Source organism: Massilibacteroides sp. (genome assembly GCF_028705895.1).
Taxonomy (GTDB): Bacteria; Bacteroidota; Bacteroidia; order Bacteroidales; family Tannerellaceae; genus Massilibacteroides.
This window is the reverse complement of record NZ_JAQWCQ010000021.1, coordinates 22,696-39,032: the sequence shown is the minus strand read 5'-3', so window position 1 is coordinate 39,032 and position 16,337 is coordinate 22,696. Positions and strand designations below refer to the sequence as shown.

14 protein-coding genes and 1 other RNA gene are annotated in these 16,337 nt (G+C 38.5%); 7 read left to right on the top strand and 8 right to left on the bottom strand.

Annotated features, from left to right (window positions below; genetic code table 11):
* Positions 1 to 3 precede the first annotated feature (3 nt).
* From pseC to PHT93_RS07165, 6 genes are all read right to left on the bottom strand, one after another.
* On the bottom strand, positions 4 to 1,164 hold the full coding sequence (gene pseC / locus PHT93_RS07190; protein WP_300241196.1) for a UDP-4-amino-4,6-dideoxy-N-acetyl-beta-L-altrosamine transaminase: 1,161 nt from the start codon (positions 1,162 to 1,164) through the stop codon (positions 4 to 6).
* Between the two features lies 1 nt (position 1,165).
* Positions 1,166 to 2,167: a UDP-N-acetylglucosamine 4,6-dehydratase (inverting) gene (gene pseB / locus PHT93_RS07185; protein WP_300241193.1), complete on the bottom strand. Its 1,002-nt coding sequence runs from the start codon at positions 2,165 to 2,167 to the stop codon at positions 1,166 to 1,168.
* 18 nt (positions 2,168 to 2,185) lie between these two features.
* Entirely contained in the window at positions 2,186 to 3,115 is a 930-nt protein-coding gene (locus PHT93_RS07180; RefSeq protein WP_300241190.1) for a hypothetical protein, read from the bottom strand.
* Positions 3,116 to 4,255, bottom strand: a complete 1,140-nt coding sequence (locus PHT93_RS07175) for a hypothetical protein (protein ID WP_300241188.1) — start codon at positions 4,253 to 4,255, stop codon at positions 3,116 to 3,118.
* Positions 4,256 to 4,573: 318 nt separating this feature from the next.
* Positions 4,574 to 6,169, bottom strand: coding sequence for a GNVR domain-containing protein (locus PHT93_RS07170; protein ID WP_300241185.1), 1,596 nt, complete (start codon positions 6,167 to 6,169; stop codon positions 4,574 to 4,576).
* An 8-nt stretch (positions 6,170 to 6,177) separates the two neighbouring features.
* Positions 6,178 to 6,978 carry a polysaccharide biosynthesis/export family protein gene (locus PHT93_RS07165; protein ID WP_300241183.1) on the bottom strand — a complete coding sequence of 267 codons (801 nt, stop codon included), beginning with the start codon at positions 6,976 to 6,978 and terminating at the stop codon, positions 6,178 to 6,180.
* Between the two features lie 181 nt (positions 6,979 to 7,159).
* On the opposite strand from PHT93_RS07165, the gene PHT93_RS07160 reads away from it, so the two are divergent.
* Entirely contained in the window at positions 7,160 to 7,993 is an 834-nt protein-coding gene (locus PHT93_RS07160) for a S1-like domain-containing RNA-binding protein (RefSeq protein WP_300241180.1), read from the top strand.
* A 58-nt stretch (positions 7,994 to 8,051) separates the two neighbouring features.
* Here the strand turns inward: PHT93_RS07160 and PHT93_RS07155 are convergent, their stop codons facing one another.
* On the bottom strand, positions 8,052 to 8,912 hold the full coding sequence (locus PHT93_RS07155) for an RNA polymerase sigma factor RpoD/SigA (RefSeq protein ID WP_300241177.1): 861 nt from the start codon (positions 8,910 to 8,912) through the stop codon (positions 8,052 to 8,054).
* Between the two features lie 132 nt (positions 8,913 to 9,044).
* Positions 9,045 to 10,538 carry a Do family serine endopeptidase gene (locus PHT93_RS07150; RefSeq protein ID WP_300241174.1) on the bottom strand — a complete coding sequence of 498 codons (1,494 nt, stop codon included), beginning with the start codon at positions 10,536 to 10,538 and terminating at the stop codon, positions 9,045 to 9,047.
* A gap of 406 nt (positions 10,539 to 10,944) precedes the next feature.
* Between PHT93_RS07150 and rnpB the strand changes: the two genes are divergently transcribed.
* The 6 genes from rnpB (at position 10,945) to PHT93_RS07120 (ending at position 16,319) form a co-directional block, all read left to right on the top strand.
* Positions 10,945 to 11,307: RNase P RNA component class A (rnpB, locus tag PHT93_RS07145), an RNA gene on the top strand.
* Between the two features lie 16 nt (positions 11,308 to 11,323).
* Positions 11,324 to 12,688 (top strand): YihY/virulence factor BrkB family protein, encoded by a 1,365-nt coding sequence (locus PHT93_RS07140; RefSeq protein ID WP_300241172.1) that lies wholly within the window; start codon positions 11,324 to 11,326, stop codon positions 12,686 to 12,688.
* A 10-nt stretch (positions 12,689 to 12,698) separates the two neighbouring features.
* The gene (locus PHT93_RS07135) at positions 12,699 to 14,063 is read left to right on the top strand and encodes an MATE family efflux transporter (RefSeq protein WP_300241169.1); all 1,365 of its coding nucleotides are present in this window, start codon (positions 12,699 to 12,701) and stop codon (positions 14,061 to 14,063) included.
* 121 nt (positions 14,064 to 14,184) lie between these two features.
* Positions 14,185 to 14,691, top strand: a complete 507-nt coding sequence (locus PHT93_RS07130; RefSeq protein ID WP_300241167.1) for a hypothetical protein — start codon at positions 14,185 to 14,187, stop codon at positions 14,689 to 14,691.
* Positions 14,692 to 14,750: 59 nt separating this feature from the next.
* Positions 14,751 to 15,323 (top strand): RNA polymerase sigma-70 factor, encoded by a 573-nt coding sequence (locus PHT93_RS07125; RefSeq protein ID WP_300241165.1) that lies wholly within the window; start codon positions 14,751 to 14,753, stop codon positions 15,321 to 15,323.
* 51 nt (positions 15,324 to 15,374) lie between these two features.
* Positions 15,375 to 16,319 carry a FecR family protein gene (locus PHT93_RS07120; RefSeq protein ID WP_300241163.1) on the top strand — a complete coding sequence of 315 codons (945 nt, stop codon included), beginning with the start codon at positions 15,375 to 15,377 and terminating at the stop codon, positions 16,317 to 16,319.
* Positions 16,320 to 16,337 lie beyond the last annotated feature (18 nt).

Here is a 16,337-nt window from a genome sequence, read left to right as displayed (position 1 = left end):
AGTTCAGCTTTTTCCAACAAAAGATAAGACCTTGTCTATAATGTAATTCTGTTCTTCATCTGTCAAGGTTGGGAATAGAGGCAGACTCAAGCAATGCTTATAGTATTCTTCCACCACGGGACAGTCACCCACCTTGTTCCCTCTTTCCAGATAATACGGCATCGTATGAAGCGGAACATAATGCACCTGGGCAAAAATCTGATGTTCACGCAAATAATTATATAAGCCAAGTCTGTCTTCTACCTGAATTACGTATAAATGGTACACATGACATATTCCTTTCTCTTCGACTGGAGTCTTTATCTTATCGGTTCTTGAAAAGGCGCTATTGTATCGTTCAATCAACCGACGCCGGCGTTCCACTCCCGAATCCGCTCTTTTTAGCTGCGAATAACCAAGTGCTGCTTGAAAATCGGTAATCCGGTAATTATAACCCAGTTCCTGCATCTCCATATACCAGCCGCCTTCTTGTCGCATTAGCTTTTGGGGGTCTTTTGTGATTCCGTGCGTACGATATAATAATAAGCGTTCATAAAGCAAAGGGTCATTGGTCGTAACCATTCCTCCTTCACCTGTTGTGATATGCTTCACCGGATGAAAAGAAAAGACAGTAAGGTCTGAATAAACGCCATTTCCGGTTTCTTGTTTCTGCCCTTTACTATTCAAGAAATAAGCTCCCGGTGCATGACAGGCATCTTCTATTATCCACAAACCGTAAGAATCGGCTATTTCCCGGAAAGCTTCTGCCTGAATAGGATACCCGGCAAAATCTACGGGGATAATCCCTTTGAATGTACCTTTCGGGTAAGTAGAAAGCAAAGCTCTCAACTTCTCTAAATCCATTAGGTAGGTATCTGCATTTATATCGCAGAATACAACCTCACCCCCGCAATAACGAATGCAATTTGCACTCGCGGCAAAGGTCAACGGGGTGACGATCACTTTATCCCCTGTTTTGACCTGCAAGGCCAATGCAGAAAGATGCAAGGCGGCAGTTCCGTTATTAACGGCAACAGCATACTTAGCACCGACATACGCAGCAAATGCTTTTTCAAATTGATCGATCTGTGGGCCTTGTGTCAGATAGTCAGATCTCAATACATCAACAACTGCCTGAATATCTTCCTCCGTAATATGCTGGCGTCCGTATGATATCGGTTTCATCTCAGAATTTATAGGTTGGATCGACATATTTCAATATTTTCTCGCGCATACTCTCAACGGTCTCCCAGTCTGTATTTTCTCCTGAATTATATTTAAATCCAAGAGGAACGTCTTTCGCATTATAGGCTTGTTTAAATTTCTCCTTATCTACTCCGGAAGCCAGTATAGCATAATAACGGTCGAATTCGATTGTGTTATATGAATCGCTTTCCGTAATCATTTCTTCATGCAACTTTTCTCCGGGGCGAATACCGACATATTCTAATTTAGCATCCGGAGCAATAGCCTTGGCTACGGTTTCGATCCGATAGGATGGTATTTTGGGAACAAAAATTTCTCCGCCAATTGCGTTTTCAATAGCCCACATGACCATGTCAACACCTTCTTCCAATGAAATATTAAACCGGGTCATATCCTTGTGCGTAATAGGAAGTACTCCCGAGCTCTTTTTATTCATAAAAAAGGGGATCACAGAACCTCTGGAACCCATTACGTTCCCATAACGGACAACTGAAAAGCGGAGGTCTCTTTTTCCTTTGATATTATTGGCTGCAATAAATAATTTGTCGGAGCAGAGTTTGGTCGCACCATACAGGTTAATAGGTGCTGCAGCTTTGTCCGTTGAAAGAGCCACCACTACTTTTACGTCAGTCGCCAAGGCAGCATCAATTATATTCTGGGCACCTCCTATATTTGTTTTAATGCATTCGTCAGGATTATATTCGGCTGTGGGTACCTGCTTCAATGCGGCAGCATGTATAATCACATCAATACCTTCACATGCACGTTTCAAACGAGCGGCATCACGAACATCACCAATAAAAAAGCGCAGTTGCTTAAATTTATCATGCGGATAAATCTGAGCCATCTCAAATTGTTTTAATTCATCTCTGGAATAAATAACAATCCGGGAAATTTCGGGGTATCTCTTTATTATTGTTTCAACAAATTTCTTTCCGAAAGAACCTGTGCCACCTGTTATTAAGACTGACTTATAATTCATATTTCTTATATTTTGATTCTATTGTATATTTTCTTTAATGTAATCAGCGACAATATTATACGCTTCTAATGGCTCTCCCCGGTTAACACTCTCCAATTTGTTTTGAAACCAGATAACCGATGTACTGTTTTCATGAAAAACCGTCAGTTGATTCTCGTTTTTCAATAGTAAAGTGAGCAAAAATTCAACCATGATATTAGAACGTACAATCGGCAAATTATATTGCTCGAATATGTTCAAATCTTTGAGATGCGGATGCGGTTTTATGAAAACAACATCAAAGCGTGGTTTCGCCTCAAGCAAACATCCTATCAGACGAGGGTTAAGCACATGGTTTGTTAGACAAATGGCTATTTTCTTACCCTGATAGTGCAGAAATTCTTCATACCCATCCGAGAGTTGAAGAAACAACGGCAGTTCTTGTATCATACGTTCCACGAAAGGTTTCGAGAATGTATAAACGGGTTTCGGATAGTTCGGAAACTGTTTCTTGTATAACTCCGGCAGATATAGATATTGTCCTGTGAGAAAAGATGAAAAACCGACATGCTTTCCGACTCCGGTTATCCGGTTTATTAGCCGTTTCAATCCTCTGGATTCATCTATACGGTCTGTGCGGTAACTTCCGAAACCTTCTTCAAAAATATAAAAACGACGGAAACGAAACAAAAGATGAAAGATGCCGTAAACAAATGACTTGTCGATTTCGGCAAATACATTCCCGGCCGGATGGAAAAACAAAAAAGTATATAGCTTCGTCCAGCTGTCCACAAAAACGATACGATCCCAATCTTTGTCCAGTACCTGCACTTGCTCAAAAAATCTTTTCGCATCTATGAAACGACCATGAATAATCAAAATCTTTTCCGCTTCTCCATTCTCGTACTTTATATTTCTTAGATTAAAATACTGCAACGGCTTTGAACATATGTAGATATTCCGCTTCATTTATACATTTATCACAGATGAGTCTTGCGCTATTTTCTTTAAAGTTATCATAATTTCTTTTAATTGATTTTTATTCAGCAAAACAAATAATCCCCAAACAAAAAAATAGCAGATATAAGAAGCATCAAATAAAACCAGACCTAATATTATAAAAAAGGGCACAAACAAACGTGCCGGAAAGGTCAATCGCAAGAACTTCCCAAAAGTCATGATGTCGATCAACAAACGATTAGAGAAGAAAACCAGTAATATATTATAGATAAAATAAGAGAGCAAAGTTGCCAGAATCACATACTCATAACCCGTTTTGAGGAACAAGCTGATGTACAAAGCAAACAGCACATTCAGAGCCAGCACAACACCGGATAATGCACTCAACAGTTTCTCTTTACCCATTGCTATCAGATAGCTGGAATAAGGAAAACAATTGCTATACAAAACAACAGTCAGCGTAATCAATGCAAAACATTCGAATATGGAACTATATTGAGGGAAGAAAAGTATTATCAAGGGAAAAAGAAGAATAAACAAATACATAACAAAATGAATTGATGTGATATAATTCTTACGAATCAGATCAACTATACGAAGCACTTCAGTCGAATCTGCCTTACTAAACCGGTTGATTGCCTTCGGATAAATCAGAAAAGAAAAGGAGTCAAACAATAAAACGATAGAGTTGGCCATTGTATAAGAGAAGGTAAACAATCCGAATTCAACGGCCGAATATTGTTCGCTGACAATCGTGCGGGTTGACAGCAGAATCAGATAAAAAAAAGTATTGTACAAAAATAAAAAGAAGGCCTTTTTAATCATCGGCTGCATCAGGGAAAAATCCGGTTTAAATGTCTGCAATCGTTCTCTGCTTAAAAATAAAATAAGGGCAGTGATATTGCCGATAAGCATAGCCCACAAAATCAGATTGAGCAAAGTCTCCCCTTTAAAGAAAAACAACAGACAAAAAACCGAAACAGGAATAACCGACTGACAAAAAACGATTTCATTCAACCTATTTATCACCCGAAAATAGTTCGAATACAGCGCGTTCAGATGTGAAAAGATTCCAATCAAGACTACAAAGAGGGTATAATTATGAAAATGATACTTTTCTCCTATTTCAACTCCAACCAATGGTGTCAAATAAAAAAATGCAAAAATAAACGCGAAGACAAAAAGGTAAATAAATATTGATGTAGATAAAAATTGATGCATCTTTTCTTTATTCTCTTTATTAAAAGAAAGAAAGATATTTAAGGAATAAGGAATGCCTAAATTACAAAGAGTAATATATTGCAAGACTATCAAAATAAAGCCATACGCCGGATAATAATCATAAAGTAGGACTGCAAGAAGAATAGAGTTTACAAACTGAAGTCCGTAGCTTACATAGCGCGACGATACGTATAAAAAAATCTTATTCCTTATTAATATGCCGATTTTATCATTTAAACTCACGTCTTATTTCTTCGTCTTAAGAAATTCTTTTTTCAATTCGATAAATTGTTCTTTACAGAAAAGATATCCTACAGAAACCACCAATGTGAAAACAACCATAAACAGCGCGGCAAAAAGCTTGCGTGGAGAGATTGGACGACTGGACGCGTAGGCTTTATCAACCACCAGAGCCCTATCAAAATCCTGTCCTACTTTCATTATTGCTTCTTCCTGTTTCTGAAGCAGTATAAGATAAATACCCTGATATATTTCCTTTTGTCTCACATAATCCATATACTCCCGTTCCTGCAAAGGGACTTTATCCATTCTAGCAAGAATCATTTTTTCTTTCTCCTTCATATCGCCAACAGCATATCGAATACTTTTTTGTGCATTCTGGATGGTAAGAAACACGCTCTTGCGCAGTTGCTTAATTTGTTTCTCCAGAGCATACAATGTCGGGTTATTGATATTCGTATTGAGAAGCATCCGTTCACGTTCAACCAACAATTGATTGTAAATAGTTGTAGAACCGTTCTCGCCTTCCTCAATTCCGAGTAATGAAGGAACTAAATTGTATTCATTCTTCGGATCGGAAATAAAATCTTCCATAAACTTGATTGCATATGACTGCATCTCCAGTTCGATCATTTTTTTCTGTATCTCTTTCATTTGTTCAGAATAGAACATCATATCAAATTCGATATCTGTGATTTTGTGACTGGTTTTATATTTTTCTATATTCAGCTCTGTTTCCATCAGATTCGTCACCATTTCATTAATACGTTCTTTCAGAAAACCCAACTCTTTATTTGCCTGCTTCTTTTTTATCTTGTCGGCACGCTGGTTGTATTCGTCGATGAGTGTATTCAATATATCCCGTCCTCTTTTCCTTTCATAATCCGTATAAAGAAATTCGATAAGATTAGAATTCTTGGAATACGTATCAACTGATATCTCCTCCGACAAATCTTCGGCAACCCAATTCGGAGGTGTCATGGTTATATCTAATTTTATTCTGCCATCAGTTTTATAATTCGGATTGGAACGAAGGGTAAACGTGTAGTCATTCCATTGAATAACAGCGGGCAGACTGGAATAATTGAATTGTTTTTTTTCTTCACCGTCATCCCCTTTTATTGTAACGGTTCCATCTTTTCCTACTTTGACTGAAAACTCAATCGTTCTATCCTGCGTAAGCAAGGTCATTGAATCCGCGTCCATCAACAACGGAGTTTCATCATACATGCTAAGGGGTAAAAAAAACGAAGTCGAATATTGAGCATTCAATCCGAGTTTCATCACTACATTTTTTATCAGATCGTGCGATTCAAATACGGCAACTTCATCGTCTATCATAATATTGCCGCTGGTAACACCCCCTAATCCAAAAGACTTCATCATCCCTGCGGCATCACCACTTAAAGACATACCACTTGTTCCCTCTTCATCAATGATCTGAGCGCGGGAAATAATTTCATACGTCTTCGGAGAAAGAACTAAATACAAAACAGCTATAATTAAAGAGATGAAACCAACTCCAAAAAACAGTTTCCAGTGATGTAAGTATTTAACAATAATACTTTTAAGACCAATAGTTTCGTTATCTTTTATTCCCATTTTCTTTATTATCTAGTTGTCGCAATGATAATTGAAGAGATTACAGATATAGTACTCAATATAGTAGTAAAAATAGTCAGCTTAAACTGATCTGATTGACTATATCCCGCATTCTTTTTCTTGGCATCATTCGGCTCTACGTAGAGAACATCGTTTTGTTGTAAAAAATAATACGGCGAACTAAACAATGATGTATCTGTAAAGTCCAGTCGTGCATATTCTTTCACTCCATTTGTTTCCCTGATCAGCATCACATTCTTTCTATTAGCACTAAGGTTCATATCTCCTGCCAACCCCAAAGCATCCAAAACTGAAATACGGTCATTTTTGAGGCCAATTGTACCGGGCCGGGCTACATCACCCAAGATAGTCACTTTATAATTCAAAATACGTATATCCACTAACGGATTAGACGCATACTTGGATATTTTCTCCTGTAACAATTCAACAGCATCCCGTTTTGTCAAACCGCCTATTTTGATTTTCCCCAATATGGGAAAATTTATTTCTCCGTCTGTATTGACAAGATAGGTAAACATGGATTCTGTACTGCGAATTTGCTCATCACCTTGCGCAGCATAAGCTGTTGCCGGAGGATTAAAGGCAGTAACTACCGTTGGATCCGGAGCAGTTACTGCAATCGACAATAAATCGTCAGGCTGAATACGAGCCTCGTATTGACGGGAAAGCAGGTTAATTTGTTCTTTTGTTAATTCGTCGACCCCTTGAAAATATACAACATCTTTAGGAACCGCACAAGCCCCGAGAAAAAGAGTAAAAAGTAAAAAAGAAAGAATTTTCGCTCTCATATTATTTTTCTAAATAAATTGCAAAATTATGACTTTTTCCGGTGATACGAAATATCCGGTCGGTCAACAAAAACAAGTTACCATAATAACGATGCTTTTTGTCGGATATTGCTGCATTCGGTTGTAAAAAGAGAAGAGTTTGTGATTTAAAAAGTACATTTGCAGAAATTATTTACGAAAGATGGTTAAAATCGGGGAATATAATACGCTTAAAGTCGTCAAAGACTTGGATTTTGGTATTTATCTGGATGGGGGTAATGACCTGGAAATTTTATTGCCTGCACGGTACGTTCCTAAAAACATTAAGCCTGGGGATGAGGTCGAAGTGTTTATTTATCATGACAATGAGGGTAGATTAATTGCAACGACAGCTCGTCCATATGCAACCGTCGGTGAATTCAAGTTCATGGAAGTGAAATCTGTCAATCAAATGGGAGCGTTTCTCGACTGGGGAATTATGAAAGATTTGCTTGTTCCTTTCAAGGAACAGAAGATGGCAATGCAGGAAGGGCGTTGGTATTTGGTGTACGTACGTATTGATCATGTTACGCAGCGGATTATGGGATCAGCCAGGATTGACAAGTTTCTGAATAATACTCCTCCGGAATATACCGTAAATGAAGAAGTGAATATTTTGATTGCTGATGAAACCGAAATCGGATATAAAGTTATCATCAACAATAGCCATTGGGGATTAATCTATCATAATGAAGTTTTTCAGCGTCTTGAGAAAGGAGAAGAAAGAAAGGCGTATATCAAGACGGTACGTGAGGACGAAAAAATAGATATTAGCTTAACGCCATTAGGTTATGCAAAAGTGGACGGCGTAACGGGTATTATACTGGATACATTGGAAGCACAAGGAGGATTCCTTAACGTGCACGATAAAAGCGAACCCGAATTAATCTACTCGTTGTTCCGTTGCAGCAAAAAGAATTTTAAACAGGCAATAGGGGCTTTATATAAACAGAAACGTATTTCTATCGAGGCCAATGGGATACGTTTAATAAAATAAAAAAAGGCAACCCGGGCAGGATTACCTTTTCTTGTCAGCTTAAAGTTCTTACTCCAAGTTAACCTAAATACGATTTGAGGAGCTTGCTACGTGTTCCTTGTCTTAATCTTCTGATTGCCTTTTCCTTGATCTGGCGGACGCGCTCTCTTGTGAGGCCAAATTTGTCGCCAATCTCTTCTAATGTCATTTCTTGACAGCCAATACCGAAAAACATTTTGATAATCTCACATTCTCTTTCGGTTAATGTAGCAAGTGCCCTATCAATCTCCTTCGCCAGTGATTCGTTCATTAACGACCGGTCTGCAATAGGAGCATCATCGTTAACAAGCACATCCAAGAGGCTATTGTCTTCACCTTCTACAAACGGAGCATCAACGGAGATATGTCTTCCCGATACTTTTAGCGTATCAGTAATTTTATCTACCGGTATGTCCAGTTCGTCTGCTAATTCTTCCGGCGACGGTCTGCGTTCATTTTCCTGTTCGAATTTAGAGAAAGCTTTGCTGATTTTATTCAGCGAACCTACCTGATTCAACGGAAGACGAACAATTCTCGACTGTTCTGCCAAAGCTTGCAGAATAGACTGGCGAATCCACCATACAGCATACGAAATAAACTTAAACCCTCTCGTTTCATCAAACTTTTCAGCGGCCTTAATCAAACCAAGATTACCTTCATTAATTAAGTCAGGTAAACTTAACCCTTGATTTTGGTATTGCTTTGCTACTGAAACGACGAAACGCAGATTAGCCCGAGTTAATTTTTCTAACGCTCTACGGTCTCCTCTTTTAATTGCCTGTGCCAACTCTACTTCTTCTTCAACTGTGATAAGATCCTCACGTCCAATTTCTTGGAGATACTTATCAAGCGAAGCGCTTTCGCGATTGGTAATGGACTTGGTAATTTTTAATTGTCTCATCCAACGATTTTATTGAGAAATACGGGATGCAAAGATAATACTTTTTATTGCAACAACTGGCTGGATGCATCCCACATCCAGCCAATTAAGTACCTTTAACAATCTTTTTGCTCAGAAAAAAGGCTAATTACCTTATTCAGATAAATCGATAGCATAGTAACGGGTACGCCCGTTCGGATAAAATCCTTTAATAAACAATCCTTGTTCATCAGAATTTCCTTTTAGTATTTTATCTACTATCTTATCAATATCATCTGCTGACGATACTTTCTGATTATTCACGATCATTATTATAAAGCCTTTTTTAATACCGGCATCACGCATTTTTCCATTCGTAAGTCCGGTAACTTCAATTCCATAGGATACGTTCAATTGCTTCTTCTGACTATCAGATAGTTCCTTGAACGCTGCACCAAGAACCTCTGCCGTTTCCCCACCTTTTATCACTTTTGTGCTTCCTTGCGCATTACGTAATTCTACGGTAAACGTTTTTTCGGTTCCTTTTCTGTTTACTTTTACTTTCACTTTATCTCCGGGACGATACTTACTGATTTGTTCCTGAAGAGCATTTGATGACTTTATCTTCACATCATTCACCGCAATAATAACATCACCTTCTTCTATACCAGCCTCTTTTGCCGTACTGCGTTCTGCAAATGATGCTACATAAGCACCTTCTAATACTTTTACATCCTTTTTCTTTTCTTCTTCAACATTCGCAGGATCCTGAATCATCACACCCAAAACGGCACGCTGAACAGTACCATATTGTTTCAGATCGGCTACAACCTTACCGGCGATACTAATAGGTACAGCAAATGAGTAACCTGCAAAATTTCCTGTTTGAGAATAAATTGCAGTATTTATACCGACCAACTCTCCTTTGGTATTTACAAGTGCTCCACCACTATTTCCCGGATTTACCGCAGCATCTGTTTGAATAAAAGATTGTATCCTACTTATATCTGCGCGATCAAAAGAAATAGCACGGCTTTTTGCACTGACTATACCTGCCGTAACCGTAGAAGTCAGATTAAAAGGATTACCAACTGCAAGCACCCACTCTCCTACCTTAAGTTTTTCGGAATCTCCAAATGGAATAGTTGGTAAATCTTTTTCATCTATCTTAATCAAAGCAATATCGGTCTGAGGGTCTGCGCCAATCACCTTTGCCGGATATTTACGATTATCATTCAGGGTAACTTCTAATTCATCCGCACCGACTATTACATGATTATTCGTCATAATATATCCATCGGTTGAAATGATCACCCCGGAACCTGATCCCACTTGAGGTTGCGGGTTTTGTGGGCGAGAGAATCCACGATATCCGAAGAAAAACTCAAACGGATCTACATATTGACCATCGGTCTGAACCTTGGCAACCGATTTTATATGGACTACAGCGTGCACTGTTGCCTCTGCCGCCACTGTGAAATCAGTATTTTCGGCAGCTACTGTGGCGAAATTAGTCATTCTTACCGGCTGAACAAATGCTCCTTCAGCCATTGTTGAATCAACATGTTGCTTTTTGCTCATCAGATATGTATTGGTGCCAACAGCAACAGCCGAACTAACAGCGGCTATCAGGACAAATCCAAATACATTTTTCCATGTCTTTTTCATATCTTACTTATTAAATTAAACACTTAATTTTAACACTTTGTTTGCAACAAATTAAACTCAAAAAATGTGCTATTAGTACAAATCCAACCTATTTTTCATCTCTTTTAACGGCAAATGTGATATACTTAACGGCGTTTAACAGTACCGTGTTATACCAAGTACCAAAACATCCTAAAACACGGTTATTTAAACTGTCATATTATACCTATATAACAGTCATTTTGGCTGAATGTTTTGATGAAACTGACAGATTCTATTTATTGACAACACAAACTCGCCTGTTAACGGAATTATATATATATATATGTAGGAGCATCTACTTATGTTCCCGATATATTAGAATTGACTTATCCTAAAAAAGGTTGACATCCTTTGTTCTGTATTTTTATACTATCTTTGTCAGAACACAGTCTGCCGGTCTGTCGCTTGCTTTTGGGCAAGAGGAACGTCCGGGCAACACAGGGCACCATACTTCCTAACGGGAAGCTATTCGTGAGGGTAGAGTAGCGTAACAGAAAAAAACCGCCGGATACGTCCGGCAAGGGTGAAAAGGTAAGGTAAGAGCTTACCGGGTTTCATAGCAATATGGAATGCCGTACGTCTTATGGGTTGTAAGATCATGTACACCGGCGCATGTAGGGCTGCCCGCCCGATGCCGGGGGGTAGATCGCTTGATCTTGTTGGCAACAACAAGGCTAGATAAATGACAGACGCTTCATACAGTAAAATGCATGAAGTACAGAACCCGGCTTACAGGCAGACTGTTTTATAAAAAACAATAGCTTATGAAATCTGAGGATAACCATAAGAAAACAATTATAGAACGGATAGGGAATCTCCTGTCCAGAATGATCCGGTTTGTCACGTATGACATTTGGAGAATTACAGAACATGAGGTTAGTGGTCTGAAAGAATTTTATATCAACACCATAAAAACCATTATCCTCGCTGTCAGAGGCTTTAAAAGTGAAGAACTTCAGACTAAAGCCTCAGCTTTAACGTACAACACATTACTTGCCATTGTTCCTCTTTTAGCCGTACTGGTAGGAATTGCTAAAGGTTTTGGATTTCAAGGTGCAGTAAGGCAACAATTGTATGTCTTTTTCCCTGGTCATGAATTAGAATTGAATAAGGCATTTGAGTATGTTGAAAGTTATCTGGCACAAGCGCAGGGAGGTGTGATTATCGGAGTCGGGTTAATACTCTTATTCTATACCGTAATCAATCTTATTTCAGCTGTTGAAGGGACATTCAATGATATCTGGCAAATAAAAAAATCACGTTCGTGGTCACGAAAGATCATGGATTACATGGGATTATTTCTCTTATTGCCGATTTTAATCACCACATCGAGCGGTATATCGATCTTTTTATCCACACTTAGAGGGAGTTTTCTGAGTGAATATGTTTTTTTCACTCCGGTTGTAGAGTTCATCCTGAACATATCTCCTTTTTTGATGACTATACTTGCTTTTACGACCCTCTATTTACTTTTACCAAATACAAAAGTAAGGTTTCTGAATGGTTTTCTGGCGGCAGTATTTGCAGGTACGGCATTTCAGTTTTTTCAATTGCTATACATTAACGGACAGATATGGGTGAGCAAATACAATGCGATATACGGTAGCTTCGCGGCTTTGCCTTTATTATTATTATGGTTACAACTCTCCTGGTTAATCTGTCTTTTCGGAGCGGAACTTTCTTATGCTTCACAAAACGTTAAGAAGTTTAGTTTTGAACGGGACAGCAAAAATATTTCCCGTCGTTACAAGGATTTTTTAACTCTGCTGATTGCTTCGCTGATTGTAAAACGTTTCGCGAAAGGAGAAAAGCCCTACAATGCAGACGAACTGTCCGAAACATACCGCATTCCAATCCGTATAACAACGGAGATACTTTACCTATTAAACGAGCTAAATGTAATCACGGAAGTCCGCCATGGTGATGATGAGCGTATAGTTTTTTATCAACCGGCAATGGATATTAATCAATTAAGCGTAGGTTTACTCTTCTCAAAAATAGATGAACGTGGTTCAGAGAATTTCAAGATAGATACTTCAGGTTTGTTTAAAGAAGAATGGGAAGTAACCCTGAAAGTACGTGAAGATATGATGAAACAAAACGCGTCAACACTATTAAAGGACATTTGAAACGTCAGCAATGAAGGATAGAGAAAATCGGAAAAGTGGACATAACGATCTTACTTTGGGTAAGGAATGGAAAGTAATCCTTCGTTTTGCTATTCCGCTGCTCATAGGTAATCTATTACAACAGACCTACACAATAACAGACAGTATTATTGTTGGCCAATTTCTTGGCAAAGAAGCTCTCGCTGCTATTTCCGCCTCCTTTTTTATTTATTATTTTATTATTTCGTTAGTGATCGGGATTGGTAGCGGAACATCAGTTGTAGTGTCTCAATATTTCGGAGCTCGTGATTACGACAAGGTACAAGGAGCGTTTTCGTCTTTCTTTATATTCATGTTGGGAATAGGGCTTGTCTTATCTATCGGAGGAATTATTTTTGCGGAACCAATTTTCCGTTTAACAAACACTCCGGAAGAAGTGATTCCTCAAGCTGTAGCCTATTTCAAAATTTATATCGGAGGAACTTTTCTTTTTGTCACATTTAATAGTATAATTTCAATTTTACGAGGTATAGGCGAGTCGATCAAGCCAATGGTATTTATTTTTATAACCACCATTCTGAATATTGCACTTGATCTTCTTTTCATTCTTGTCTTCAACTGGGGAATCGAAGGAGCAGCAAGGGCTACTGTTATCGCTCAGGGAGTGGGGATGTGCATCGGACTACTTTATATAAATAACACCCATCCTTTGCTATCAATCAAGAAAAAAGACCTGCTGTTTAACGTAAAACTATTTAAAGAAGGACTAAAGATCGGATTACCTACGAGTGTCCAACAATGTGCTATAGCATTAGGACTTATCGCCTTATTAAGCATAGTCAATAGTTTTGGAACAGATACCCTGACCGCCTATGGTGCAGCGGGCAAGGTAGATACAATCATTACACAGGCAATCCTGACCTTATCCGGAGCATTAGCCGCCTTTGCCGGACAAAACATTGGTGCGGGAAAATTCCACCGTGTCAGAAGAGGCCTTCGCTTTTCCCTTTATGTAAATGCAGTGTTCAGCCTGACGATGTTCGCAACCATCTGGTTATGGGGAGATACGATCATGATGGCATTTACAGATGATCTGCAAGTAATTACCATTGGAAAAGAATTCTTATTAATCACGGCAGGATTTCTTATTTTTCACGGCAGCCTGAATGTCTATAACGGCGCTCTTCGCGGTGCAGGAGACACATTTTTCACGATGATGGTCAGCCTCTTCTCTCTTTGGCTGATTCGTATTCCACTCGCCTATTACCTAAGTGAAAAATTCGGCAGGGTCGGAATCTGGTGGGCAATCGGACTAAGCATTTGCATCGGATTTATCATCACCTACATTTACTACAAAACGGGGCATTGGAAAAAACGATGCGTAGTAAAACGATAGACCTTGTCTTCTTTTTTTAGTTAAGAACCGCTATTTGTAATTATCTTGTAAAAAAAATCGCTTTTAATGCAACAATTCAAGCACTTATACGTCTTATATATATAAAGGAAGATAAAATGAGATGAAAGAACGTGTGTTGTATATAGTAATAGTCGTATCGGCATTGTTTTCGGCATGCAGCCATGACGATGCAGATACGCTGTTCGCTGAATACGCCACACCGCAAGCTTTATTATCTGATATAACTATTTCTTTGGCTGAGCAGACACAAGCCGTCGATTCGATATATGCTAACGAAGAAGGTTTTTATCTCTATATAGAAACAACGGAATACTATCCTTATTGCAACTATGGAATATTAAGAAGTACGTTCCAGACGGGAGATACCTTATTAGTCAGATTAGAAGATATAGTAAAACCAAGTGTCAATCTTTCGCCTTCGGGCCCCGCTATCACAAGCGTAAAAATACCAGAAAACACGAAACAGATCGTCTTTTTACGTGGACATAATAGTGATCGGTTTGAACTTCAGATAGAAGACGACGCCCTATTATTACAGCCGGTTTCCACATCGTTTACGACAGCAGAGCATATGATTTATTTACGTAACGACGAAACAACACCATAAAATACTTTGCATTCACATTACATTCATTTATATTTACCTTCTGTTAACTAAAGGTAGAAATGCAAAAGAAACCATCAGAAGAACTCGGCGACTTCAATAAACTCTTTAATGAATACAAAGAACGGTTTACTCGTTTTGCGAATACGTACGTGAGAGATATATCTGTCGCCGAAGACTTTACGAATGATTCCTTTTTGTACTATTGGGAGAACAGAGCAACTATCGACACGCAATCAAACCCTCCTGCCTATATATTAACAACATTAAAGCACAAATGCCTCAACTATCTCCAGTCAGTTCAAATACGGCAAGACGTTTCCGAAAAACTAAGACTGCATGCCGAATGGGAACTACAAACCCGGATTACCTCTTTGGAGGCCTGCGAGCCATATCAATTATTCACAGAAGAGATACAAAACATTGTAAATGAATCATTGAGAAACTTACCGGAGAAAACACGCAAAATATTTCTTTTAAGTAGAAAAGAGAACTATTCTCATAAAGAAATTGCAGAAAAAGTAGGTCTGTCCACAAAAAGTGTAGAATTTCATATCAACAAGACACTAAAGGTATTACGGGAAAACCTAAAAGATTATCTTCCCGTACTTACCTATTTATCTCTTTTTCTTTAGGGATACATTTCTCTCAACTGCTATTTATATAGATAGCGATAATAAAACAGGATGAGAAACGAATTACTCTATAAATTCTTCAATGGAGCAGCATCTTACGACGAAGAAGTTTACGTAAGGACCTGGATGGAATCTTCTGAAGAAAATAAACGCAAATTTTATCATGAGCGGAAAATTTTCGATGCATTGCTCCTACAGGCAAACGGTACTCTTAAAGAAATAAAGAAACCGAAAGGAATGCTTATCCACAATCATACGTTCCGGGAATTTATTAAAATCGCGTCTGTTGTTTTACTAACACTTACAGCAGGCTTTCTATATCAGACGTATCAAGAAGCCCATCAGCCCATTGCCATGCAAACCATTCATGTGCCTGCGGGACAATATATAAACATTACTCTTCCCGATGGAACATTAGTTTGGTTAAATGCCCGGACGACCTTCCGATACCCGGTTAACTTCACAAAAAAACAACGGAATGTAGAATTAAACGGAGAAGCCTATTTCGAAGTTACGAAGAACGAAAACAGCCCCTTCTCTGTAAAAACAGACAAGCATACAGTAAAAGTATTAGGAACAAAGTTCAATATTGAAGCCTATTCAGAAAAAAACAATTTTGTAACGACTCTGATGGAAGGAAAAGTCAGCATACACCCCACAGCAAGCCCGTCCACTCCCCTCCTATTAAAGCCCAATACCAAAGCTATATATGAAAACGGAGAACTAACCGTCCAATACGTAGATGACTATTCGGTTTACCGTTGGCGCGAAGGACTAATCTGTTTCAAGGATGCCTCCTTTGCTTCCATAATGGAGGATTTTGAAAAATACTACGGCGTAAAAATCAGCATCAACAATAACAAAGTAAATAAAAACAAATATACCGGAAAGTTCCGTCAAAGAGATGGGGTTGACTACGCCTTACACGTATTACAGCGAGACATTTACTTTAGTTATAAAAAAGACGATGAACTACAAACAATAACAATAGAATAAAGAAACGAACTATTAATC